We start from the raw sequence: 24,656 nt of genomic DNA, 5'->3' as shown, positions 1-24,656 counted from the left end.
CAGCCGTCGGGACCGGGACAACGGCGAGTCGCCCACGTCCTAGCTAGATACCCACCCCGAACCACGTACAAGGAAGTTGAGGCAGACACATGCCGAAGAACAAGACCCACTCGGGCGCGAAGAAGCGCTTCAAGGTGACCGGCTCGGGCAAGATCATGCGTCTGCAGGCCGGCCGCAAGTCCGGCGCTGCGTTCGCGTCCGCGCCGACCACGGGCAGCCGCAAGAAGCACCGCCGCAACGCCGGCATGGTCGAGCTCGAGAAGGGCGACGTCGCACGCGCCAAGAAGATGCTCGGCATCTGAGCCTCACCCACCGCACCACCCCGGTGGCTCAGCCGCCGTCCGTCTGACTTTCCCCTGCAACAAGGAGTAGCACCATGGCACGCGTCAAGCGCGCAGTGAACGCCCAGAAGAAGCGTCGTACCACCCTCGAGCGCGCCAGCGGCTACCGCGGCCAGCGCTCGCGCCTCTACCGCAAGGCCAAGGAGCAGGTCACCCACTCCCTGGTCTACAGCTACAACGACCGGCGCAAGAACAAGGGCAACTTCCGCAAGCTCTGGATCCAGCGCATCAACGCTGCGGCCCGCGCCAACGGGATGACCTACAACCGCTTCATCCAGGGCCTCGGCCTGGCCGGCATCGAGGTGGACCGCAAGATCCTCGCCGAGCTCGCCGTCCACGACGCGCCGGCCTTCGCCGCGCTCGTCGAGGCCGCCAAGGCTGCGCTGCCCGAGGACGTCAACGCGCCCAAGGTCTCCGCCTGAACCACATGAGCACTCCACTGACGGTCGGGAACACCCGCGTCAAGGAGGCTCGCAAGTTGAGCCGCCGCTCGGTRCGYACCGAGCGGCGGCTCTTCCTTGCTGACGGCCCGAAGGCCGTCGAGGGAGCGCTGTCCGTCTCCGGGTGCGTCGTGGAGGTCTTCGCGACCCCGCTCGCGCTCGAGCAGCACGCCGAGCTGCTCGCCGCAGCGCCGGTCACGCTGGTCGACGACCGTGCGCTCGCGTCGCTCTCCGACTCGGTGTCACCGGCCGGTGTGGTGGCCGTGTGCCGCCACCTCGACGCGCCGCTCGAGCACGTCGTGCGGGCCTCGCCCCGGCTGCTGGCCGTGTGCGCCGACGTCCGCGACCCCGGCAACGCCGGCACCGTCATCCGTACGGCGGACGCGGCCGGCGCCGACGCGGTCGTGCTGGCCGGGCAGTCCGTCGACGCCTACAACCCCAAGACCGTGCGCGCCACCGTCGGGAGCCTGTTCCACCTGCCCCTGGCCATCGAGCCCGATCCCGCTGCCGCCGTGCGCGAGGCGCAGGCCCGCGGCCTCACGGTCCTGGCCGCCGACGGTGCAGGTGAGGTCGACCTGTTCGACGCCGACCTGTCCGGACCAACGGCCTGGCTGTTCGGCAACGAGGCGTGGGGCCTGCCCGAGGACTTGGCTGCGCTGGCAGACCACCGCGTCGCCATCCCGATCCACGGCCGGGCCGAGAGCCTCAACCTGTCCACCGCCGCGGCGGTGTGCCTCTACGCCAGCGCGCGCGCCCAGCGCCGCTGACTCACCGCGGCCCGATCGCCGCGGCGTACCTCGTCGCGAGCGTCGCGAGGTGCGCGACCAGCTCCGGTGGCCCGGTGACGTGGAAGTCCAGGCCGAGCATCCCGATCCACACCGCCACCGTCTCGACGCTGTCGGCGCCGGTGACCAGGACGCTGTGGCCCTCGTCCACGGTCTCGACGACGCCCACTGTCGGGTTGATCCGGCGAAGCACCTCCTCCGCCGGGGCGTCCACCGCGATGCGGCAGTGCACCGACCATCCCGAGAACGCCACGTCGCGCAGGACGAACGCTGCGTAGTCGCCGCCCACCAGCGGGTCGGGGGCGAAGCGCCCGGCGCCCGGGGTGCGCAGCTCGATCCAGTCGGCCCGCAGCGCCCGCCAGCGTCCGTCGGGGCGGTGCCGTACGACGACGTACCAGCGTTGCTGCCAGCTCACGAGGCGGTACGGGTCGGCCTCGACCCGCTCCTCGACGTCGGCGGCCGGCCGGTAGAACAGCCTCAGGCCCTCACGGTCGCGGATCGCTGTCGCCAGGTCGGCCAGGAGCACCACGTCGACCGGCGGTGCGGCGACGTTGGTCCCGGTGTCGGCCGGACCGACGTCCGTGCTCTCGCTCAGGGCGCGCACGCGGCGCCACAGACGATCGGGCAGCACGTGCTGGAGCTTCGCCAGCGCGAGGGCGCCCGCCTCCTCGATGCCCCGCACGGCCGAGACGCTCCCCAGCCCGACCGCGACGGCCACCGCCTCGTCGGCCTCGAGCAGCAGGGGCGGGAGTCGGCCGTGGTCGCCGAACCGGTAGCCGCCGGCCGCCCCACGGACCGCCTCGACGGGGTAGCCGAGCTCCCGCAGCCGTTCGACGTCCTTGCGGACGGTGCGCTCGCCGACGCCCAGCAGCGCAGCGAGCTCGGGTCCCGTGGCGGTCGCCCGGGCCTGGAGGTGACCGAGCAGGGCGAACAGCCTCGACGACGTCTGGAGCGACATGGGCGGGCCTTTCGAGGGGGTCGGAAGCGCTGGTCGAATCAGGGCCGAACCGTGCCTGATTCGGTCCTACCGTACCGTCATGACCACTCACCAGAACCCCAGCCAGCTCACCTTCCGCCCCTTCACGGTCTCGGTCCCGCAGGACGCGATCGACGACCTCCGTGCCCGGCTCGCCCACACCCGCTACGCCGCCGAGCCCACCTCGAGCGCCGACGGCGACGACTGGTCCGCCGGCGTCCCGGTCTCCTACCTCCGGCAGATGGTCGAGCACTGGGCGGGCGACTTCGACTGGCGCGCGCAGGAGGCGCGGATGAACGCCTACCCGCAGCTCCTCACCGAGATCGACGGCCAGACCATCCACGTCGTCCACGTCCGCTCCGCCAACGAGGACGCGACCCCGCTGCTGCTGCTCCACACGTATCCGGGGTCCTTCGTCGACTTCCTCGACCTCGTCCCGCACCTGACCGACCAGTTCCACCTCGTCATCCCCACGATCCCGGGCGTCGGCTTCAGCCAGCCGCTCACCGACGGCAGCTGGGACTCGCGGCGCAACGCGCGGGCGTGGGACCGCCTGATGCGTGGCCTCGGCTACGAGTCCTACGGCGCGCACGGGTCCGACAACGGCGCGATCGTGGCCCGCGAGCTGGCGATGCTGGCCCCCGAGGGCTTCCTCGGCGCCCACGTGCTGCAGCTGTTCTCCTTCCCCTCCGGCGACCCGGCGGAGTTCGAGAAGATGACCCCCGCCGACTACTCGGCGCTGGAGTTCGCCGGCTGGTTCCAGACGGTCAACGGCTACGCCACGATGAACGCCTCGCGACCGCGCACCGTCGCGGCCGCCCTCAGCGACTCCCCGGTCGGGCAGCTCGCCTACAACGAGCTGTTCGAGAGCTTCGGCAACGGCACGTCACGGGTGACGCGCGACCAGGTGCTCACGCAGGTCAGCCTCTACTGGTTCACCAACAGCAGCGGCGGCGCCGTGCAGGCCTACCGCGCCGAGCAGGCGGTCGAGCCGCGCGTGAACGAGGGGCGGATCGGGGTCGCGGTCTTCGCCGACGACTTCCGCACGATGCGACCCTTCGCCGAGCGCGACAACACCGACATCGTGTCGTGGACCGAGCACCCCGAGGGCGGCCACTTCGCCTCGATGGAGGTCCCCGAGGAGCTCGCCGGCGCGATCCGTGGCTTCTTCTCCTGAGCGCCTGCACCTGCATCATGCGCCGCCGCGGTGGCCTAGGCTCGCCGGCGATGATCCTCATCGACCCGCCCGCCGTGCCGCGCTGGGACCGGCTCTGGTCCCACCTGGCCAGCGACACCTCCTACGACGAGGTGCACGCGTTCGCCGCCGCCCACGGCGTGCCGGCGCGCGGCTGGGACCGGGACCACTACGACGTCCCCGCCGACGCGTACGACGCCCTGGTGTCCGCGGGGGCTGTCCCGGTCACGTCGCGTGAGCTCGTCGTCGCGCTGCGCGCAGCCGGGCTTCGTCGGCCCAAGGCCGAGTTCCGCGACTAGGGCTGGCCTAGGGTGGCGCTCGTGTCGGACGAGAGCGCACCCCAGCACCGGGTGGAGAGGAGTCGGCCCACGCGCCTGCGCGCACTGGCGGACTTCTACCCCGACGGCATCCTCGGCGCGAGCCGCGAGGGCGTGGTCACCATCCTCAACGCCCAGGGCGCTGCACTGCTCGGCGTCGACGTCGAGGACGCCAAGGGGCTGCCGCTGTCCGACGTGCTGCGGTTGCTCGACCAGGACGGCCGCACCTGGCTCGACGTCAACCAGCCCTTCGACGCCATCTCGATCACCCGCGGTGTGCCCGAGCAGTCGTGGCTCAACGCGTTCGGCGACGAGGTCCTCACCACGGCGCGCCTGGTCCGCGAGGAGCCCCTGGGGCGGGTCGTCGGAATCGCGGTCGGGCTGCGCAGCGGTCGCGGTCGGGCCCGGCTCGACCGCGAGCGCTCCGACCTCGTCGCCACCGTTGCCCACGAGCTGCGCTCCCCCCTGACGGGCGTCAAGGGCTTCGTGCAGGCGCTGCTCAACCGGTGGGACAAGCTCAGCGACGACCAGCGCAAGCTGATGCTCCAGACGGTGAACGCCGATGCCGACCGACTGGCCCGCCTCATCGCCGAGCTGCTCGACGTCGCCCGGATCGACACCGATCGCCTCCAGCTGTACCCCCGCGAGTGCTCCGCCGAGGTGCTCGTGCGCCGGGTCGTGGACTCCATCGAGGCCGGGACCGCGCGCGACATCAGCCTCCAGGTCGATGACGAGCTGCCGGCGCTGTTCGCCGACCCGGACAAGTTCACCCAGGTCGTGACGAACCTCGTCGAGAACGCCGTACGCCATGGCCAGGGCCAGGTCAGCGTGCAGCTGTCGGCGTCGCCGGCCCTCACGGGTGTGCGGCTCACGGTCGATGACGAGGGCGACGGCATCCCCGCAGAGCTGCGCAAGCGGGTCTTCACCAAGTTCTGGACCACCGGCACCTCCGGTGGCACCGGGCTCGGCATGTACATCGTGGGCGGGCTGTCGCGCGCCCACGGGGGATGGGTCACGATCGACGATGCGCCCGGGGGCGGCGGCCGGGTGATGGTCGACTGGCCGAGCGAGGACCAGCGCCCGGAGTGACCGGACGCGACCTCCACACAACCTTCACGAGTCGTCCCCGCTGTCCACCCGTCCGCACTCCTAGGGTCGTGGCATGACCTCCACGACGCCCCCCGCGCCCAGGCCGAGGACCGCCCTGGTGGTGGAGGACGAGCGCACCATCAACGACGCCCTCGCCCAGCGGCTGCGCGCCGAGGGCTACGTCGTCGAGCAGGCCTTCGACGGCCCCTCCGCGGTCGAGCGGGCCGCTGCCGTGCGGCCCGACGTCGTCCTGCTCGACGTGATGCTCCCCGGGTTCGACGGGCTCGAGGTGTGCCGCCGTGTCCAGGCCGCACGCCCCGTGCCGGTGCTGATGCTGACCGCTCGCGACGACGAGGCCGACGTGCTGGTGGGGCTGGGGGTCGGCGCCGACGACTACCTGACCAAGCCCTTCTCCATGCGCGAGGTCGTCGCCCGTGTCGCGGCCCTGCTGCGTCGCGTCGAGCGGGCGGCCGCGCTGGCGGACGAGCGGCCCGCCACCCTCGAGGTCGGGGGCGTGCGGATCGACCCCGGCTCCCGGCGTACGACCGTCGCCGGCGAGGCCGTGCACCTCACCCCGACCGAGTTCGACCTGCTGCTGTGCCTGGCCCGGGCGCCCGGTCAGGTCCTCAGCCGCGAGCGGCTGCTGCGCGACGTCTGGGACTGGGGCGACGCCTGGGCCAGCGCCAGCGCGAGCCGCACCGTCGACAGCCACGTCAAGGCGCTGCGCAGCAAGGTGGGTGCGTCGCGGATTCGCACCGTGCACGGCGTCGGCTACGCCCTCGAGGACCTCGCATGAGCGCGTGGTTCGACGCCGTCTCCAGCCTCAAGGCCAAGCTCGGCCTGCTGGTGGTCGCGTCGGTCGTGACTGCGGTCCTGCTGACCCTGCTGGGCTCCGCCGCCGACGTCTCGCCGCTGCTCGTGCTGCCGGTCAGCGTCGCGCTCGCGCTGGGCGTGACGCAGCTGCTGGCCGCCGGCATGGTCGCCCCGCTGCGACGGATGACCGAGGTGTCGCGAGCGATGGCGCGCGGCGACTACACCGGACGTGTGCGCACGTCGGCGACCGACGAGGTCGGCCAGCTCGCCACCGCCTTCAACCGGATGGCGGAGGACCTCGCGAGGGTGGACCGCGAGCGGCGCGACCTCATCGCCACGGTCTCCCACGAGCTGCGTACGCCGCTCACGGCGATGACCGCGCTGCTCGAGAACCTCGCCGACGGTGTGGTGCCCGCCGACTCCCAGCACCTCGGCGGCGCGCTCGAGGAGGCGCAGCGCCTGGGCCGGTTGGTCGAGGACCTCCTCCAGCTCTCCCGCCTCGAGGCGGGCGTGGTCGACCTGGACCGCCAGGACGTGGCGCTGCGCGCGCTCGTGGAGGACGTCGTCGCCCAGGTGCGCGCCACCGGCGGGACCCCCGACGTCACGATGGACGTCGCCGACGACCTCGTGGTCGCCGGCGACCCGGCCCGGCTGCGCCAGCTGCTGGTCAACGTGGTGGACAACGCGGCGCGCCACGCGCCCGCCGAGACGTCCGTGCGCATCACAGCCGGGGCCGACAGCGGGGCCGACAGCGGCTCGTGGTGGCTCGAGGTCGTCGACGCAGGCGGGGGAGTGGCGCCGGAGGACCGGGACCGCGTCTTCGAGCGGTTCGGCACCGACGGCGCCGGGGGGACCGGCCTCGGACTCGCCGTGGCCCGGTGGGTGGCCCAGCTGCACGGAGGGACCCTCCGCTTCCTCGACCCCGAGGCCGGGCAGGGGGCACGGATCCGGCTCGAGGTCCCGGGTGAGCGCGCCACCGCCGTCCTCACCTCGCCGACACCCGTCCCGTCCGCCACCCCGTCCGCAGCCCCGCCCGCCACCCCGTCAGTCGCACCGACCGTCGTGGTGCCGGAGACCCCGCGCCCGCAGTCCGGGCTGGACGCCGTGTTCGGTCGCTTCTGGCCCGACCGCGCCGCCCCGCACGGGCTCCGGACCGTGGTCGCCGCGGCGGGGGCCGGGCTCGTCGCCGGCATCGCCCTGTCGTTCACCGCGGTCGGCATCACCTGGACGCTGGTCGCGCTGACGTGCGGTGCGGCCGCGCTGGCCACCGCCCGTCGGCGACGCGAGCCGTGGACCCTCGCGTGCGCGGCACTGGCCGTGCTGCTCGTGCTGCCGATGACCCTGCGGGCCGCCTGGTGGGTGCAGATGCTGGGGCTCGTCGTCGCAGCGGCCGTGTTCCTGTGCGGTGTCACCGGAGCCCGCACGCTGCCCGGCATCCTGCTGTCCGGGATGGCGTGGCCGCTCGCGTCGCTGCGCGGCCTGCCGTGGTTCGGCCGGTCGCTCCGGATCGCCGGCACCGGGTCGCGCACGCCGGCCGTGGTGCGTACGACGGTGTGGTCGCTGCTGGGCCTCGGCGTCTTCGGCACGATCTTCGCCAGCGCCAACCCCGTCTTCGGGTCGTGGGTCGACCAGCTCGTGCCCAACCTGACCTTCAACGACCTCGTCGGTCGCGCGTTCCTGGCCTGTTTCGTCTTCGCGGTCACCCTCGGCGCCGCCTACCTCGCGCTCAACCCCGCCGACGTCGAGGTGCTGGGCGGGCGACGACCCACGGCGCTCGCCAACCGCTTCGAGTGGCTCGTCCCGGTGCTCGTCGTCGACGCCGTGTTCCTCGCCTTCATCGCCGCGCAGGCGCGGGCGCTGCTCGGCGGACGCGACTACATCGAGGCGACGACCGGGCTGACCTACGCCGACTACGTCCACCAGGGCTTCGGCCAGCTCACCCTGGCCACGGCGCTGACGGTGCTGGTCGTGTGGATCGCCTCGCGGCGCGCCGGCGACGGTGTCGAGGACCGCCGCTGGCTGCGCGGCTCCCTCGGCCTGCTCTGCGTGCTCACGCTGCTGGTCGTCGCGTCCGCCCTCCGCGGCATGGCCGTCTACCAGGACGCCTACGGCTTCACCACGCTGCGGCTCTTCGTCGACGTCTTCGAGGGATGGCTCGGCTTCGTCGTGCTCGCGATCATGGTCGCCGGCGCCGTCGGTCGCGGTGCCTGGCTCCCGCGGATCGCCCTCGTGTCCGGGGCCGTCGCGCTCGTCGGGCTCGCCGCGATCAACCCCGACGCCTGGGTCGCCGGGCGCAACATCGACCGCTACGAGGCGACCGGCAAGCTGGACCTGCGCTATCTCCAGGACCTCTCCGCCGACGCGACGCCGGTGATCGCGGACCGGCTGCCGCCGGAGGTCTCCCGCTGCGTGCTCCAGCACCTGCCGGACAACGAGATGCGCGCCGAGGCGCTCGACGACCCGCGGGCGTGGAACCTGGGCCGCAGCCGAGCCGAGGGGCCGCTCACCGACCTCGGCCTGCTGCCGGCCGGCGAGCAGGCGGCGTACGACGTCGGGACGGGCGTCCCGGCCGACGAGTGCAGTGACGTCTGGGCGGCCTTCGGGGAGTAACATCCCCACCGTGGACACGAGCCTACGATTTCTGCGCCCCGGACCTGGTCCGTCGGGCAGCTGACGTCACCGGGTCCGGGGAGTCCCCGTCCGACCCGACGCTCATCCTCATCTCAACTCGGAGGCGACTTGTTGTCGCCTAGAAAGGGAGCCATGTCCGGCCCCAACACCGACTACGACCCCGTCGAAGTGACCCCGCTCAAGGCCGACCAGGTCGAGGCGATGCGTCAGGCGGCTCTCGCCGCGATCGCGGACGCCACAGACCTCGACGCCCTCAAGCAGGTCCGCCTCGACCACGCCGGCGACCGCTCGCCGCTCGCCCTCGCCAACCGCGAGATCGGCGCCCTGCCGCCCCAGGCGCGCAAGGAGGCCGGCCAGCGCGTCGGCCAGGCCCGCGGCGCCGTCAACCAGGCCATCGCCGCCCGGCAGACCGTCCTCGAGGCCGAGCACGAGGAGCGGATGCTGGCTGAGGAGACCGTCGACGTCTCCCTGCCGACGACCCGCCGCCGCCGTGGCGGTCGGCACCCGCTGACCCTGCAGTCCGAGCTCATCGCCGACCTCTTCGTGGCCATGGGCTACGAGGTGGCCGAGGGCCCGGTCGTCGAGGCCGAGTGGCTCAACTTCGATGCCCTCAACCTCGGGCCCGACCACCCGGCGCGCACCATGCAGGACACCTTCTGGACCGAGCCGGCCGAGGACCACGTCGTGCTGCGCACCCAGACCTCGCCGGTCCAGGCGCGCACCATGCTGACCCGCAAGCCGCCCATCTACGTGGTCTGCCCGGGCCGGGTGTTCCGCACCGACGAGTACGACGCCACGCACTCGCCGATGTTCCACCAGGTCGAGGGCCTCGTGGTCGACGAGGGCATCACGATGGCGCACCTCAAGGGAACGCTCGACCACTTCGCGTCGCAGCTGTTCGGCGACGGCATCACCACGCGGTTCCGGCCGTCGTACTTCCCGTTCACCGAGCCGTCGGCCGAGGTCGACGTCAAGTGCTTCGTGTGCCGCGGCACTGGTGTCGACGAGGGGGGCTCGGCCTCGTGCCGCACCTGCCGTGGTGAGGGCTGGATCGAGTGGGGCGGCTGCGGCGTGGTCAACCCCCGCGTCCTCGTGGCCTGCGGCGTCGACCCGGAGGTCTACAGCGGCTTCGCCTTCGGCATGGGCATCGACCGGTCGTTCATGTTCCGCCACGACCTGGAGGACCTGCGTCCGCTCTTCGAGGGTGACGTCCGGTTCAGCAGCGCGTTCGGCACCGAGATCTGAGAGGGGAGAACGAGCGATGAAGGCACCCCTGTCCTGGATCCTGGACCTCGTCGACGTACCCGCCGGCACCACCACCGAGGAGATCACCGACCGGCTCACGCTGACCGGCCTCAAGCTCGAGGCGGTCGTCAGCCCCGGCCGCGAGATCACCGGTCCGCTGGTGATCGGCCGCGTCCTCACGATGGAGCCGGAGCCGCAGAAGAACGGCAAGACCATCAACTGGTGCACCGTCGACGTCGGTCCCGAGTTGAATGCAGCCCACGGCACCGGCGAGCAGTCTGACGGCGTGGGCATCGTCTGCGGGGCCCACAACTTCGCGCCGGGCGACCTCGTCGTCACGGTGCTGCCCGGCGGCGTGCTCCCCGGCGGTTTCGAGATCGGCGCCCGCAAGACCTACGGCCACCTCTCCGCCGGCATGATCTGCTCGGCCCGCGAGCTCGGCCTCGGCGAGGACCACGACGGCATCATCGTGCTGCCGCCCGACGCCGGCGAGCCCGGTCAGGACGTCCGTGCGGTGCTCGGGCTCGACGAGGAGGTCATCGAGTTCGAGGTCAACCCCGACCGGGCCTACGCGCTGTCCCTGCGTGGCATCGCCCGCGAGGTCCTCGTCTCCGTCGACGGTGCGAGCGGCTTCCGTGACCCGGCGCTGCGCGACACGCCGGCGGCCAACGACCACGGCCACCCCGTGGTCGTCGAGGACGCCGAGGGGTGCCCGGTGTTCGTGGCCCGGCGCGTCGACGGGTTCGACCCCGCGGCCGCGACGCCGGACTTCATGGTCCAGCGCATCACCGCGGCCGGGATGCGGAGCATCTCGCTCGCCGTCGACGTCACCAACTACGTGATGCTCGAGACCGGACGCCCGATCCACGGCTACGACGCCGACCGGCTGCAGGGCGCGATCGTCGTACGCCGGGCGCGCGAGGGCGAGAAGCTCACGACCCTCGACGGGACCGCCCGCACGCTCGACCCCGGCGACCTCGTCGTCACCGACGACTCCGGGATCATCGGCCTGGGCGGCGTGATGGGGGGGGAGACGACCGAGATCTCCGGCACGACCACGTCGGTGCTCGTCGAGGCGGCCCACTGGGACGCGGTGTCGATGTTCCGCACGGGTCGCCGCCACAAGATCACCTCCGAGGCCGGCAAGCGCAACGAGCGCGGCGTCGACCCCACGATCTGCGAGGCGGCGGCCGATCGTGTCGTCGAGCTGCTCGTCGAGCACGGCGGCGCCACGGCCCACCCGGGCGTCACCGTCGTCGGGACCCCGCCGGCCATGCCGGTCGTCGAGGTCGCCGGCGACCTGGCCGCCCGCGTGTCGGGGATGCCGATCACCGAGGAGCAGGCGGTCGCGTGCCTCCGTGCGGTCGGCTGCGAGGTCGACGGGTCCGGCACCCTGTCGGTCACCCCGCCCCCGTGGCGCCCCGACCTCACCGACGCCCAGGACTTCTCCGAGGAGGTCGTCCGGCTCGTCGGCTACGACAAGGTGCCGTCGGTCCTCCCGACCCCTCCGTCCGGCCGCGGCCTCACCCGCCCGCAGCAGCTGCGGCGCCGGATCGGGCGCACGCTGGCCGGCGAGGGCTTCGTGGAGGTGGTGACCTTCCCGTTCGTCGGCGAGGCAGACCTCGACGCGCTGGGCCTGACGGCCGAGGACCCGCGCCGCGACCTGCTGCGCCTGTCCAACCCGCTCAACGCCGAGGCCGGCTTCATGACCTCGACCCTCCTCCCGGGCCTGCTGCGCACGGCCGGCAAGAACGTCGGGCACGGCACCACCGACGTCGCGATCTTCGAGACCGGCACCGTCACGCTCCCGCGCCACGCCGGCCCGGCAGCGATCCTGCCGGTCGACCGGCGCCCCACCGAGGCCGAGCTCGAGGCCCTCGACGCCGCCCTGCCTGCCCAGCCGCTCCACCTCGCGCTGGTCGGCGCCGGTGACGCGGTGTCCGGTGGCTGGTGGGGCGAGGCCCGGCCCGTCTCGTGGGCCGACGCCGTCGAGGCCGTACGAGCCGTCGCGGCATCGCTCGGCCTCGCGGTCAGCGCCTCGGCCGTCGAGCTCGCGCCGTGGCACCCCGGTCGCTGCGCCGAGCTGACGGTCGACGGCGAGGTCATCGGCCACGCCGGCGAGGTGCACCCCACGGTGTGCCAGGCGTTCGGCCTGCCGAAGCGCACCGTCGCCGCTGAGGTCGACCTCGACCTGCTGATCGCCCGCGCGGTCCACCTCCGCACGGCGCCGACCTTCTCGTCGTACCCCGTCGCCAAGGAGGACGTCGCGCTCGTCGTCGACGCCTCGGTCCCGGCCGCCGACGTCGAGGCCGCGCTGCGCGACGGGGCAGGTGAGCTGCTGGAGTCGATCCGGCTCTTCGACGTCTACACCGGCGACCAGGTCGGCGAGGGCAAGAAGTCCCTCGCCTACGCCCTGCGATTCCGCGCGCTCGACCGGACCCTCAAGGAGGGAGAGGCGGCAGCGGCCCGCGACGCCGCCGTCGCGCTCGCAGCCGAGCGCACGGGAGCCGTCCAGCGCGCCTGACCCGCCCTCGCCGCGACACGTCCCCGCACGACACGGGCCCTTGAGTCTCCAGAAGACTCAAGGGCCAGTGCGACGTCTCAGCGCTCGCAGGTGCGGCGTACCTCCGCCGAGCAGCGATCGCGCCCCGGACCTCCGAAGGCGCGGTCCCGGCCGGCGCCGCCGCGGATCACGTCGTCGGAGCGCTGCCCGTGGATGCGGTCGTTGCCCGAGCCGCCCAGCAGGCGGTCGCGGAGATAGCTGCCCCGGATCACGTCGTCGCCCGCGCCTCCGTTCACGATGCCCACCAGTGCCTTCCTCCCGACGCCCGCGACGGTCGGGATGGCGATCAGGTCGTCCCCGCCGCGCCCGTCGATGCGGTTGCGGGCGCCGTACGTCCTGATGTCGTCGGGGCCGGGAGTGCCGGCCACCCGGAGGTGCCAGCCGGGCACGGTCACCTTCTCCCACGCGTCGAGCGCGCCGGAGTAGGGCGTCCGGGCGCGGCTCTCGTCCTGGCACTCGTAGCCGCGGCCGAGACGCACGTCGGCCACCCGGCAGCGCGGCATGCCGAGCCGGTCCCGCCCGGCGCCGCCCACCCACCTGCCACCGGCCGCGTCGAGCATCTCGAGCCGGTCGTCGCCGCCGCCCATGTCGGCGTCGAGGCGCAGCCCGGGATCGCCCACCGACGAGGGCGGACCCTTCTGGTCGCGCTGGGACGGCCAGAACGTGAGGTACTCGTCGAGCCCGGTCCCGGTGAACGTCGTCCGCAGGTGGGTGTACTGCAACGTGTAGGCCGTCACGTCGCCGGTCCAGCGCAGGACCGACCGGGTGTCGGCGCTCACCAGCCCGGTGGTCGCGTCGATGTCGACGTCTGACCCGGCCCACCCCGAGCTGAGCCTGAGGCTGTTCTCCCCGGCCCCCAGGTCGACCTGGCCGCCCGCCTGCTCGCCGGCCCACGCGAGGCCGTCGTCGCCCGCACCCGTGACGATGACGTCGGGGTTCTGCGTCCCGGGAGCCACGGACCCCGAGGTGACAGCGTCGTCGCCGCCCCGGGTGTCGATGACGTCCTTCTCGGTGTCGGTCGTGCCGCCCGACGAGTCGGCTCCGGAGGTGACGTAGTCCTGGCTGGCATCGCTCCCGACGTAGGTGTCGGCGCCCAGGCCGAGGGTCACGTAGGCGACCCGCTCGCTGGCGGTCGTCTCGTTGTGGACGGCGTCGTCGCCGGGCCCGGTGTCGAGGTAGAGCGAGCGCCTGGTGTCGCCGCCGAGCCGGATGCACACCAGGTCGTTGCCGGGCCCGGTGCTGACCGAGCGCTGGCCCGGCCCGACGACCATGACGTCGTCCCCGTCGGTCCCGGCGTCGCCCACGACCGTCACCGCCCTGCCCTGGCAGGTGGCGGGGTCGGCGTTGGCCGGGACGCTCGGCAGGAGCGCCAGGGTGAGGCCGAGCACGGCTCCGAGGCCGGTCGCGGTGACGGTGGTGGGCATGGGTGTTCCTCCCGAGAGGTGCTGCTGCCGGTGATGACGCTCCCGCCGGCCTGGTCATCAGGGAGACGCAGCCGGATGCCCGCGGGTTGTCGTCAGTTGATCGGCGACGCCACGATCGCGGTGAACCGCTCGAGCACGTCCCGGTCCCCGGCGGTGGAGATGTCGGCGTCGTCGCCGCGGTTCCACAGCCACAGGTCCAGCGCCGCCGCCGGCCCGTCGACGACGACGTCGGGCTCGCCGTCGGAATCGTCGGGCGCAGGCACGACGTGGAAGTCCTCCTCGTCGGCGTAGGACGTGCCGCTGTCGGGGTCGGTGCCGGAAAACGTCCCGAACCGCAGCCAGAACGACTCCCCGGTGTCGGTCGCGTCGACCCGCACCGTCCCCTCGCCGGCCTCCCACGACCCCCATGGCGGCATCCCGCCGTACATCACGTCGAGGCACTCGTGCACGCCGTCGGCCGCCAGCTGGGCGTCGAGCTCGCTGCCCACCCCGGCGGCCTGCTCGGCGTCGATGCGGTGCACCAGCGCCTCGTGCGCCTGCCGGCGGAGGATGAACCCGACCGTGTGGTCGTCCGACCAGTTCCAGGCCTCCTCCTGCGGGTCCGCGCCGTCGAGCGCCGCGGCCAGACCGCCCGACCACTCGTCGTAGGTGCGCAGCAGGTCGTCGTACGCCTCCGGGCGGGGCGGGTCGATCTCCTCCGGCCGTTCGGGCCTGGCCGTGAGCACCTCGGTCCACCACCGCTGCACCGTGGCGAGGTGCCAGAGCAGGTCGGCGGCGTCCCAGTCGGGACAGGCCGGGACACGGGCCGCCGGGTCGCAGTCGGCGAGCACGTCGCGGAAGCGAGCCGACTCGGCGCGCAGGTGGTCGAGGTAGACGTCGGGGGACAGGCGGGTGTGGAGTGAGGTCACCCGTGCACGGTAGGGGAGGAGACCGACGCTCCGCCTCGCGTTATCGGACCCCATCGGACCCGAGTCGCCGCATACATGCAGTGCAATGTATAGTCATGCATATGACCGCAACCGTCGCCGTGGCCGGAGCCAGTGGGTACGCCGGGGGAGAGGTCCTGCGCCTCCTCCTGGGCCACCCGGGCGTCGAGGTCGGCGCCGTGACCGCGGGTTCCAACGCCGGTGAGCGGCTCGGCTCGCTGCAGCCGCACCTGCTCCCGCTGGCCGACCGCGTGCTGGCCGAGACGACGGTCGACACACTGGCGGGGCACGACGTCGTGGTCCTGGGGCTGCCGCACGGCCAGTCCGCCGAGATCGCCCGGGCGCTCGGCGACGACACCGTCGTCATCGACTGCGGCGCCGACTTCCGCCTCACCGACGCGGGGGAGTGGCAGACGTTCTACGGCGGCGAGCACGCCGGCTCGTGGCCCTACGGCCTCCCGGAGCTGCCCGGCCAGCGGGAGCTGCTCCGCGGCGCCCGGCGGATCGCCGTGCCCGGCTGCTACCCGACCGTCTCGACGCTGGCGGCGGTGCCTGCGCTCGCTGCCGGTCTCGTCGAGCCCGACATCACCGTGGTCGCCGCGTCCGGCACGAGCGGTGCCGGCAAGGCGGCGAAGCCGCACCTGCTCGGCAGCGAGGTGATGGGCAACGCCAGCGCCTACGGCGTCGGCGGCACCCACCGCCACACGCCCGAGATCGTGCAGAACCTCAACGGCGTCCACGGGGCGCCGGTGAGGGTCGGCTTCACGCCGCTCCTGGTACCGATGTCCCGCGGCATCCTCGCGACCGTCCAGGCGCCCCTGCTCGACGGCGTCACCCCGGACCAGGTCCGCGACGCCTACGCAGCGGCGTACGACACCGAGCCCTTCGTGCACCTGCTCCCCGAGGGCCAGTGGCCGCAGACCCAGTCCGTCCTCGGCTCCAACGCCGTGCAGGTGCAGGTCGCGGTCGACGAGCGCGTACGACGACTTGTGGCGGTGGCCGTGGTCGACAACCTCGCCAAGGGCACCGCCGGCGCCGCCGTCCAGTGCATGAACCTCGCCCTGGGTCTCGACGAGGCCGCCGGGCTCACCACGATCGGAATCGCCCCCTGATGACTCACTCCCCATCGAAATGCTCGCTTCGCCCCGCTTCCGACGGGGGCCCCGAATGAGCGTCACCACCCCCCACGGCTTCACCGCCGCCGGCGTTGCGGCCGGACTCAAGTCCACCGGCGCCAAGGACCTCGCCCTGGTCGTGAACCAGGGCCCCACCTTCGACTCCGCGAGCGTCTTCACCGCCAACCGGTGCCTGGCCAACCCCGTGCTGTGGAGCCAGCAGGTCGTCAAGGACGGCACCGTCAAGGCGGTCGTCCTCAACTCCGGCGGCGCCAACTGCTACACCGGCCCCGAGGGCTTCCAGACCACCCACGCGGTGGCGGAGAAGGTCGCCGAGGGTCTCGGCATCGGCGCCATCGACGTCGTCGTCTGCTCCACCGGCCTCATCGGCCTCGCCAACGACCGCGACGACCTCCTGGCCGGCGTCGAGGCGGCGAGCGCGGCGCTCTCGCCCGACGGCGGCACCAGCGCCGCCGAGGCGATCATGACCACGGACTCGGTCAGCAAGAACACCGTCGTCGAGGGCGCCGGCTGGTCCATCGGCGGGATGGCCAAGGGTGCGGGGATGCTCGCCCCGCAGCTGGCCACGATGCTCGTGGTCCTGACCACCGACGCCGTCGTGCCCGCCGCCGACCTCGACGCCGCCCTCCGCGCCGCCACCCGGGTCAGCTTCGACCGCCTCGACTCCGACGGCTGCATGTCCACCAACGACACCGTCACCGTCATGGCCAGCGGTGCCAGCGGCATCACCCCCACGCCGGAGGACTTCACCGCCGCGCTCACCCAGGCCTGCACCGACCTCGCGATGCAGCTGCTCAAGGACGCCGAGGGTGCCGACCACGAGATCGCCATCACCACCCTCCACGCCGCGTCGGAGGAGGAGGCGGTCGAGGTGAGCCGCAGCGTCGCCCGCAGCAACCTGTTCAAGGCCGCCGTCTTCGGCAACGACCCCAACTGGGGGCGGGTGCTCGCCTCGATCGGCACCACGCAGGCGCAGTTCGACCCCGCCGACCTCGACGTCGCGATGAACGGGGTCTGGGTGTGCCGCCAGTCCACCCCGGCCGAGGACCCGGCGAGCGTCGACCTCACCGGCCGCGAGGTGAGCGTGACCATCGACCTCAAGTCCGGCGACGCCCGTGCCACCGTCTGGACCAACGACCTCACCCACGCCTACGTCCACGAGAACAGCGCCTACAGCTCATGAGCGAACCGACCCCCATCAACCAGCACCCGAGCCGGCCCGACCCCGCCAAGGCGCGCACGCTCGCCGCGGCGCTGCCGTGGCTGAAGCGCTACCACGGCCAGACGATCGTGGTGAAGTACGGCGGCAACGCGATGACCGACGAGTCCCTCAAGGTCGCCTTCGCGGAGGACATCGCGTTCCTGCGTTTTGCCGGCTTCAAGCCGGTCGTCGTCCACGGCGGCGGCCCCCAGATCTCGCGGATGCTCGACAAGCTCGGCATCAAGTCGGAGTTCCGGGGCGGACTGCGGGTGACCACGCCGGAGGCGATGGACGTGGTCCGGATGGTGCTCGTCGGCCAGGTGCAGCGCGAGCTCGTCGGGCTGATCAACCAGCACGGCGCGCTCGCCGTCGGGCTCTCCGGCGAGGATGCCGGCCTGTTCACCGCTGAGCCGACCAACACCGTGATCGATGGCGAGGAGGTCGACCTGGGCCTCGTCGGCGAGGTCGCCGAGGTGCGGCCCGAGGCGGTGCTCGACCTCATCGAGGCCGGCCGCGTGCCGGTCGTCAGCTCGGTCGCGCCCGACGTCGACGGCCAGGTGCACAACGTCAACGCGGACACCGCCGCCGCGGCCCTCGCGGTCGCGCTGGGCGCCGAGAAGCTCCTGGTCCTCACGGACGTCGAGGGCCTCTACCGCGACTACGGCAACTCCGACGACCTGATCCAGGAGATCAGCCCGGAGGCGCTCGGCGAGATGCTGCCGTCCCTCGACGCGGGGATGGTCCCCAAGATGCGTGCCTGCTACGAGGCCGTCACCGGCGGGGTGCCGCGCGCCACGGTCGTCGACGGCCGCGAGCCCCACTCCGTGCTGCTCGAGATCTTCACCGACGAGGGGGTCGGCACCCAGGTGCTCCCCGGCGTCGCCACGCGGATGCGCAAGCCCTACCCGAGCGAGGAGTCATGAGCGACGTCCAGGAGCGCTACGCCGGCGCGGTCATGAACACCTTCGGCCCGCCTGTGCTGGCGCTCGCCCGCGGGGAGGGCGCGCACGTGTGGGACGCCGACGGCAAGGAGTACGTCGACCTGCTCGGCGGCATCGCCGTCAACGCCCTCGGCCACGCCCACCCCGCCCTCGTCGAGGCCGTCACCACCCAGCTCCGCACCCTCGGCCACGTCTCCAACTTCTTCGCCACCGAGCCGCAGGTCGCCCTGGCGGAGCGCCTCGTCGGCCTCCTCGGCTGGTCCGACGACGCCCGCGTCTTCTTCAGCAACTCCGGCGCCGAGGCCAACGAGGCCGCGCTCAAGCTCACCCGCCGGACCGGCCGCACCCGGCTCGTCGCCGCCGAGGGCTCGTTCCACGGGCGCACCATGGGCGCGCTGGCCCTCACGTCCAAGGCTGCCTACCGCGAGCCGTTCGAGCCCCTCCCGGGCGACGTCACCTTCGTCCCGTACGACGACGTGGCCGCGCTCGAGGCCGCGGTCGACGACACGGTCGCCGCGGTCGTCCTCGAACCGATGCAGGGAGAGGCCGGCGTCGTCGTGCCGTCCGCGGACTACCTCGCCGCCGCCCAGCGGATCGCCCACGGCCACGGTGCGCTGCTGTGGCTCGACGAGGTGCAGACCGGCGTGGCCCGCACCGGCGCGTGGTTCGCCCACCAGCTGCTCGACGGCGTGGAGCCCGACGTCGTCACGCTCGCCAAGGGCCTCGGCGGCGGCATCCCGATCGGCGCGACGGTCGCCCGCGGCGACGCGGCGGCGCTGCTCCAGCCGGGCAACCACGGCACCACCTTCGGCGGCAACCCGGTCGCGACGGCCGCCGCGCTCGCCGTCCTCGACACGATCGAGGCCGACGGCCTGATGGACGCCGCCGTCACCCGGGGCGTCCAGCTCGAGGCGCTCCTGCGCAAGCAGACCGGCGTCGTCGAGGTGACGGGCGCGGGTCTCATGCGCGGCGCCGAGCTCGACGGCCCCTACGCCACGCGGGCCGTGGCGGCCGGGCGCGAGGCCGGCTTCATCCTCAACGCCACCGGCCCGACGCGGCTGCGGTTCGTGCCGCCGCTGGTGATCACGGCCGCCGACCTCGACGCCCTCGACGCGGCCCTGCCCGCCGTCCTCGACACCGCCCGCGCCGCAGCACAGGAGCCCACCGCATGAGCACCCCACGACGTTCTTCTCCGCCGCTTCGCTCCTCCGAACAACGCCACGGGGACCCCGCATGACGCGCCACTTCCTCCGTGACGACGACCTGTCGCCTGCCGAGCTGCTCGAGGTCCTCGACCTGGCCGACCGGATGAAGGCCGAGCCGTTCGACCACAAGCCGCTCGCCGGCCCGCGGACGGTCGCCCTGGTCTTCGACCGCCCGACCCTGCGCACCCAGGTGTCGTTCGCCGCCGGCATCGCCGAGCTCGGCGGCAACCCGATGACGGTCGACGGCGGCCTCGCCGCGATGGGGTCCCGCGAGGGCGTCGAGGACGTCGCCCGGATCCTCGGTCGCCAGGCCGCGGCCGTCGTGTGGCGCACGGCCCACCAGGGCGACGTCGTCACCATGGCGGCGTACGCCGGAGTGCCGGTGCTCAACGCGCTCACCGACGAGTTCCACCCCTGCCAGCTCCTCGCCGACCTGCAGACCGTGCGCGAGCACAAGGGCAGGTTGGCGGGGATCCGGGTCGCCTTCGTCGGCGACGGCGCCTGCAACATGGGCAACTCGTGGGTCCTGGCCGGCGCCTCCGCCGGCATGCACGTGGTCGTCGGCGCCCCCGAGGGGTTCACGCCCGACGCCCACGTCGTGACGAGGGCGCGCGAGATCGCGCAGGGCACCGGCGGCTCGATCGAGCTCACCACCGACCCGGTCGAGGCGGTCGCCGGCGTCGACGTCGTGGTCACCGACTCGTGGGTGAGCATGGGGCGCGAGGAGGAGTCCGAGGAGCGGCTGCGGATCTTCCCGCCCTTCGGCGTCACCCAGGACCTGCTCTCCCACGCCGCGCCCGACGCGATCGTCATGCACTGCCTGCCGGCCTACCGCGGCAAGGAGATCGCCGAGGAGGTCATCGAGGGGCCGCACTCGGTCGTCTGGGACGAGGCGGAGAACCGCCGGCACGCCCAGAAGGCGGTGCTGACCTGGCTCCTGGAGCGATCATCATGACGGCCACGACCCCGCTGACCAAGAGCGCCCGCCACCAGCGGATCATCGACATCGTGACGGCCCACCCGGTGCACTCCCAGACCGAGCTCGCCGACCTCCTCGGTGACCACGGCGTCCGCGTCACCCAGGCCACGCTGAGCCGCGACCTCGTCGAGCTCGACGCGGTCAAGGTGCGCGACACCGACGGCGCCCTCGTCTACGCCGTGCCGGGGGAGGGCGGTGACCGCAGCGTCTCCGCACCCCGCGAGACCGCGGCAGGCCGCGACCGGCTGGCCCGCCTGTGCGCCGAGCTGCTCGTCAGCGCCGAGGCCAGCGCCAACCTCGTCGTGCTCCGTACGCCGCCCGGTGCCGCGCAGTTCCTCGCCAGTGCCTTCGACAAGGCCGACCTCGGCGACATCCTCGGCACCATCGCCGGAGACGACACCCTGCTCGTCATCGGCCGCGACCCCGCGGGCGGCGACGCCCTCGCCCAGCGGTTCCTCGACCTGGCCAACGACGTCCGCCACGGCTCGACCTCCTCGATCCCCATCCCGAACTCCAGCTCTGCAAAGGACTCCCAGTGAGCAAGGTCCTCACCTCCCTCCCGGTCGGCGAGCGCGTCGGCATCGCGTTCTCCGGCGGCCTCGACACCTCGGTGGCGGTCGCCTGGATGCGTGACAAGGGTGCGGTGCCGTGCACCTACACCGCCGACATCGGCCAGTACGACGAGCCCGACATCTCCGGCGTACCGTCCCGCGCGCTGCAGTACGGCGCCGAGCTCGCGCGCGCAGTCGACTGCCGCGCCTCGCTCGTCGAGGAGGGCCTGGCTGCGATGGCATGCGGCGCGTTCCACATCCGGTCCGGTGGTCGCACGTACTTCAACACCACCCCCCTCGGGCGCGCGGTCACCGGCATGATGCTGGTGCGGGCGATGCACGAGGACGGCGTCGACATCTGGGGCGACGGCTCCACCTTCAAGGGCAACGACATCGAGCGGTTCTACCGCTACGGCCTGCTCGCCAACCCCGAGCTGCGCATCTACAAGCCCTGGCTCGACGCCGACTTCGTCCACGAGCTCGGCGGCCGCGACGAGATGAGCCAGTGGCTCACCGAGCACGACCTGCCCTACCGCGACAGCAAGGAGAAGGCGTACTCCACCGACGCCAACATCTGGGGCGCCACCCACGAGGCCAAGACGCTCGAGCACCTCGACGTCTCCCTGGAGACCGTCGAGCCGATCATGGGCGTGAAGTTCTGGGACCCCAGCGTCGCGATCGAGACCGAGGACGTCACGATCCGGTTCGACCAGGGCCGCCCGGTCGCGATCAACGGCGCGACCTTCGGCGACGCGGTGGCGCTGGTCCTGGAGGCCAACGCGATCGGTGGACGCCACGGTCTCGGCATGTCCGACCAGATCGAGAACCGGATCATCGAGGCCAAGTCGCGCGGCATCTACGAGGCGCCCGGCATGGCGCTGCTCTGGATCGCCTACGAGCGGCTGCTCAACGCCGTGCACAACGAGGACACGATCGCCACCTACCACTACGAGGGACGTCGGCTGGGTCGGCTGCTCTACGAGGGCCGCTGGCTCGACCCGCAGGCGCTGATGATGCGCGAGGCGATCCAGCGCTGGGTGGCGTCGCTCGTGACCGGCGAGGTGACGCTGCGGCTGCGGCGGGGTGAGGACTACACCGTGCTGGCCACCGACGGACCGGCGTTCTCCTACCACCCCGACAAGCTGTCGATGGAGCGCACCGACAACGCCGTCTTCGGCCCGACGGACCGGATCGGCCAGCTCACCATGCGCAACCTCGACATCGCCGACTCGCGCAGCAAGCTCGAGCTCTACGCCAGCCAGCCGCAGGACCAGGGCCACGTGCTCGTCGAGAACGGCAACCTGTTCGGCGAGATCGAGCCCGGGGGCGCGGACCGCATCGCCCGGCGCAACGGCGCCGACACGCTCGACGACGAGGCGCTCGACAACGCCGCCATGGACGTCGGGACCGACTGATGGCCGGGGAGACCAACGAGGGTTCGCTCTGGGGAGGCCGCTTCGCCAGTGGTCCGTCCCCGGAGCTCCAGGCGCTGTCGAAGTCCACGCACTTCGACTGGCAGCTGACGCCCTACGACCTCGCCGGCTCTCGGGCGCACGCCAACGCGCTGCACCGCGCCGGACTGCTCACCGCGGCCGACCACGCCGAGCTGCTGCGCGGGCTGTCGGTGCTGGGGGAGCGGTACGACGCCGGCGAGCTGGTCCCCGCGACCACCGACGAGGACGTCCACGGCGCCCTCGAGAGGCTGCTGCTCGAGGAGGTCGGCCCCGAGGTCGGCGGTCGGCTGCGCGCCGGGCGCTCGCGCAACGACCAGGTCGCCACGCTCTTCCGGGCCTACCTGCGCGACCACGCCCGCAACATCTCGGTCCTGGTGCTCGACCTCGTCGACGTGCTCGCCGGACAGGCCGGGGGACACCTCGATGTCGTCATGCCGGGGCGTACGCACCTCCAGCACGCGCAGCCCGTCCTCCTGTCGCACCACCTCCTGGCCCACGCCTGGCCGCTGGTGCGCGACGTCGAGCGCCTGCGCGACTGGGACGCCCGGGTGGCATCGGACTCGCCCTACGGTTCCGGTGCGCTGGCCGGCCAGACCCTCGGTCTCGACCCGGTGGCGGTCGCCACCGAGCTCGGCTTCTCCGGCTCGTCGGCCAACTCGATCGACGGCACCTCCTCGCGCGACTTCGCTGCGGAGTTCGCCTTCGTGACGGCGCAGATCGGCGTCGACCTGTCACGGTTGGCCGAGGAGGTCATCCTCTGGACGACGCGCGAGTTCGACTTCGCGTCGCTGCACGACTCCTGGTCGACCGGGTCGAGCATCATGCCGCAGAAGAAGAACCCCGACATCGCCGAGCTGGCCCGCGCCAAGGCAGGCCGGCTCATCGGCAACCTGTCCGGCCTGATGGCGACGCTGAAGGGGCTGCCGCTCGCCTACAACCGTGACCTGCAGGAGGACAAGGAGCCCGTCTTCGACTCCGTCGAGACCCTCGAGGTGCTGCTTCCCGCGGTGTCCGGCATGGTGGCGACGCTGACCTTCAACGGCGCGCGGATGGCCGAGCTCGCCCCGCAGGGCTTCTCGCTCGCCACGGATGTCGCGGAGTGGCTGGTCCGCGAGGGAGTGCCGTTCCGGGACGCCCACGAGCTCGCAGGTGCGTGCGTACGCCGCTGCGAGGAGCTCGGCTGCGACCTGCCGGATCTCACCGACGAGCAGCTGGCCGGGATCTCGCCGGCGCTGACGCCGGAGGTGCGCTCCGTCCTGACCGTCGAGGGCTCCGTGGCCTCGCGCTCCGGCCGCGGTGGGACGGCACCGGACCGCGTCCGCGAGCAGCTCGACGAGGTGCGTACGGCGACCACCGGGCACCGTGACCGCCTGGGCTGAGGGCGACCCGCTCGAGGTGGCGCCCCGCCTGCTCGGCGCGGTCCTCACCCACGGCGGCGTCTCGGTGCGCCTCACCGAGGTGGAGGCGTACGCCGGCCCGCTCGACCCCGGCTCGCACGCCCACCGCGGGCAGACGGCCCGCAACGCGGTGATGTTCGGTCCCCCCGGCCGGCTCTACGTCTACTTCGTCTACGGGATGCACTTCTGCGCCAACCTCGTCACCGGTCCCGAGGGCGACCCCGGTGCCGTCCTGCTGCGCGCGGGCCAGGTGGTGGCCGGGATCGACCTCGCCCGGGAGCGCCGTCCCTCGAGCAGCGACCGGGACCTCGCCCGGGGTCCGGCCCGGTTGTGCCGGGTGCTCGGCATCGGTCTCGCGGACAACGGGATCCGTCCCGACCTGGTGGCGGGGGAGCCGGTGGCCGACATCAGCACCGGACCGAGGGTCGGTCTGCGGCTCGCAGCAGAGCGTCCGTGGCGGTTCTGGAGCACCGGCGACCCCACCGTCAGCACGTACCGCCCCGCGGCCCCGCGCCGCTCGGCAGGCCGCTGACCTGCGCTTATGCGTGAAGGGCACCCCCGGTTTGGCAAGGTCCGGGAGGAGGGTCTAATGTTCTTCCTGTCGCCGCAAGCGGCGCCGCCTCCTGGCCAGAAGGTCAGCTGAAGCGGAGACCAGCTGCGACCACCCCGAAGCGCCGAACTCGCCAGTTTGACGGTGAGAGAAGCGCCCGGTAAGTTTCTGCAGGTTGCCCCGCGACCGGACCGGCCCAGCCGGCGAGGATCGGGTGCGTCTGATTCTTGAGAACTCAACAGTGTGTTTGATTAGTCGACGAATTAGTTTGTTATGCCCCGTTGACGTCAACTTTGCTTGCCGGACTCTTTCTTGGGTTTGGTGGGTGTTGGTGTCGCGGTTTCTTTGACAATGATTCTGGCGAGGTCCTCTTCTTTTGGAGGGGGTCTCAAATTGCTAGTTTTGTTCAGTCATGGATGTGGCTCTYATTGATAGTCCTGCTGGTCTGCTGCTTTGGTGGTGGGTTGGTGGGTATGTTTTCGATGGAGAGTTTGATC

Annotated in this window: 22 protein-coding genes; 19 read left to right on the top strand and 3 right to left on the bottom strand. The window is 72.5% G+C overall.

The annotated features are described in order from the left end of the window. The first annotated feature begins 89 nt into the window (after window positions 1-89). The 3 genes from AC1DP1_RS20710 (at window position 90) to AC1DP1_RS20700 (ending at window position 1,548) form a co-directional block, all read left to right on the top strand. On the top strand, window positions 90-302 hold the full coding sequence (locus AC1DP1_RS20710; protein WP_090971167.1) for a large ribosomal subunit protein bL35: 213 nt from the start codon (window positions 90-92) through the stop codon (window positions 300-302). 74 nt (window positions 303-376) lie between these two features. Further along, the gene (gene rplT, locus AC1DP1_RS20705; RefSeq protein WP_477508444.1) at window positions 377-763 is read left to right on the top strand and encodes a 50S ribosomal protein L20; all 387 of its coding nucleotides are present in this window, start codon (window positions 377-379) and stop codon (window positions 761-763) included. A gap of 5 nt (window positions 764-768) precedes the next feature. After that, entirely contained in the window at window positions 769-1,548 is a 780-nt protein-coding gene (locus tag AC1DP1_RS20700; protein ID WP_477508443.1) for a TrmH family RNA methyltransferase, read from the top strand. A gap of 1 nt (window position 1,549) precedes the next feature. Here AC1DP1_RS20700 and AC1DP1_RS20695 read toward each other — a convergent pair whose 3' ends face one another. Beyond that, window positions 1,550-2,524, bottom strand: a complete 975-nt coding sequence (locus AC1DP1_RS20695) for a helix-turn-helix transcriptional regulator (protein WP_477508442.1) — start codon at window positions 2,522-2,524, stop codon at window positions 1,550-1,552. A 79-nt stretch (window positions 2,525-2,603) separates the two neighbouring features. Here AC1DP1_RS20695 and AC1DP1_RS20690 point away from each other — a divergent pair, with 79 nt between their 5' ends. From AC1DP1_RS20690 to pheT, 7 genes are all read left to right on the top strand, one after another. Beyond that, a complete protein-coding gene (locus tag AC1DP1_RS20690; protein WP_477508441.1) occupies window positions 2,604-3,719 on the top strand; it encodes an epoxide hydrolase family protein in 1,116 nt (371 codons plus the stop codon). Between the two features lie 50 nt (window positions 3,720-3,769). Further along, window positions 3,770-4,036: a DUF4031 domain-containing protein gene (locus AC1DP1_RS20685; protein WP_477508440.1), complete on the top strand. Its 267-nt coding sequence runs from the start codon at window positions 3,770-3,772 to the stop codon at window positions 4,034-4,036. Between the two features lie 21 nt (window positions 4,037-4,057). Beyond that, window positions 4,058-5,143: a sensor histidine kinase gene (locus AC1DP1_RS20680; protein WP_477508439.1), complete on the top strand. Its 1,086-nt coding sequence runs from the start codon at window positions 4,058-4,060 to the stop codon at window positions 5,141-5,143. A gap of 73 nt (window positions 5,144-5,216) precedes the next feature. Continuing rightward, window positions 5,217-5,939: a response regulator transcription factor gene (locus AC1DP1_RS20675; RefSeq protein WP_477508438.1), complete on the top strand. Its 723-nt coding sequence runs from the start codon at window positions 5,217-5,219 to the stop codon at window positions 5,937-5,939. Beyond that, the gene (locus AC1DP1_RS20670; RefSeq protein WP_477508437.1) at window positions 5,936-8,566 is read left to right on the top strand and encodes a DUF4153 domain-containing protein; all 2,631 of its coding nucleotides are present in this window, start codon (window positions 5,936-5,938) and stop codon (window positions 8,564-8,566) included. The genes AC1DP1_RS20675 and AC1DP1_RS20670 overlap by 4 nt, the downstream gene beginning before the upstream one ends. 153 nt (window positions 8,567-8,719) lie before the next feature. Further along, window positions 8,720-9,832: a phenylalanine--tRNA ligase subunit alpha gene (pheS, locus tag AC1DP1_RS20665; protein WP_477508436.1), complete on the top strand. Its 1,113-nt coding sequence runs from the start codon at window positions 8,720-8,722 to the stop codon at window positions 9,830-9,832. A 16-nt stretch (window positions 9,833-9,848) separates the two neighbouring features. Next, complete coding sequence (gene pheT, locus AC1DP1_RS20660; protein WP_477508435.1) at window positions 9,849-12,356, top strand: phenylalanine--tRNA ligase subunit beta; 2,508 nt, start codon at window positions 9,849-9,851, stop codon at window positions 12,354-12,356. Between the two features lie 77 nt (window positions 12,357-12,433). On the opposite strand, the gene AC1DP1_RS20655 is transcribed toward pheT, so the two are convergent. Next, entirely contained in the window at window positions 12,434-13,819 is a 1,386-nt protein-coding gene (locus AC1DP1_RS20655; protein WP_477508434.1) for a hypothetical protein, read from the bottom strand. Between the two features lie 92 nt (window positions 13,820-13,911). After that, entirely contained in the window at window positions 13,912-14,727 is an 816-nt protein-coding gene (locus AC1DP1_RS20650; protein WP_477508433.1) for a maleylpyruvate isomerase family mycothiol-dependent enzyme, read from the bottom strand. A gap of 101 nt (window positions 14,728-14,828) precedes the next feature. On the opposite strand from AC1DP1_RS20650, the gene argC reads away from it, so the two are divergent. The 9 genes from argC to AC1DP1_RS20605 all read left to right on the top strand — a co-directional run bounded on the left by argC (window position 14,829) and on the right by AC1DP1_RS20605 (window position 24,141). Then, window positions 14,829-15,857, top strand: a complete 1,029-nt coding sequence (gene argC / locus AC1DP1_RS20645; RefSeq protein WP_477508432.1) for an N-acetyl-gamma-glutamyl-phosphate reductase — start codon at window positions 14,829-14,831, stop codon at window positions 15,855-15,857. Between the two features lie 55 nt (window positions 15,858-15,912). Then, on the top strand, window positions 15,913-17,064 hold the full coding sequence (gene argJ / locus AC1DP1_RS20640) for a bifunctional glutamate N-acetyltransferase/amino-acid acetyltransferase ArgJ (RefSeq protein ID WP_477508431.1): 1,152 nt from the start codon (window positions 15,913-15,915) through the stop codon (window positions 17,062-17,064). After that, window positions 17,061-18,005, top strand: coding sequence for an acetylglutamate kinase (gene argB, locus AC1DP1_RS20635; protein WP_477508430.1), 945 nt, complete (start codon window positions 17,061-17,063; stop codon window positions 18,003-18,005). Before argJ ends, argB begins: the two co-directional genes overlap by 4 nt. After that, window positions 18,002-19,195 (top strand): acetylornithine transaminase, encoded by a 1,194-nt coding sequence (locus AC1DP1_RS20630; RefSeq protein WP_477508429.1) that lies wholly within the window; start codon window positions 18,002-18,004, stop codon window positions 19,193-19,195. Before argB ends, AC1DP1_RS20630 begins: the two co-directional genes overlap by 4 nt. Before the next feature lie 61 nt (window positions 19,196-19,256). Continuing rightward, window positions 19,257-20,183, top strand: a complete 927-nt coding sequence (gene argF / locus AC1DP1_RS20625; RefSeq protein ID WP_477508428.1) for an ornithine carbamoyltransferase — start codon at window positions 19,257-19,259, stop codon at window positions 20,181-20,183. Beyond that, window positions 20,180-20,746 carry an arginine repressor gene (locus tag AC1DP1_RS20620; RefSeq protein ID WP_477508427.1) on the top strand — a complete coding sequence of 189 codons (567 nt, stop codon included), beginning with the start codon at window positions 20,180-20,182 and terminating at the stop codon, window positions 20,744-20,746. Before argF ends, AC1DP1_RS20620 begins: the two co-directional genes overlap by 4 nt. Then, entirely contained in the window at window positions 20,743-22,173 is a 1,431-nt protein-coding gene (argG, locus tag AC1DP1_RS20615; protein ID WP_477508426.1) for an argininosuccinate synthase, read from the top strand. The genes AC1DP1_RS20620 and argG overlap by 4 nt, the downstream gene beginning before the upstream one ends. Beyond that, window positions 22,173-23,591, top strand: a complete 1,419-nt coding sequence (argH, locus tag AC1DP1_RS20610) for an argininosuccinate lyase (RefSeq protein ID WP_477508425.1) — start codon at window positions 22,173-22,175, stop codon at window positions 23,589-23,591. Before argG ends, argH begins: the two co-directional genes overlap by 1 nt. Continuing rightward, complete coding sequence (locus AC1DP1_RS20605) at window positions 23,575-24,141, top strand: DNA-3-methyladenine glycosylase (RefSeq protein ID WP_477508424.1); 567 nt, start codon at window positions 23,575-23,577, stop codon at window positions 24,139-24,141. The genes argH and AC1DP1_RS20605 overlap by 17 nt, the downstream gene beginning before the upstream one ends. The last annotated feature ends 515 nt before the right edge of the window (window positions 24,142-24,656 follow it).

The organism is Nocardioides sp. P4_G10 (assembly GCF_056401175.1).
This window is presented reverse-complemented; position numbering and strand designations above follow the sequence as displayed.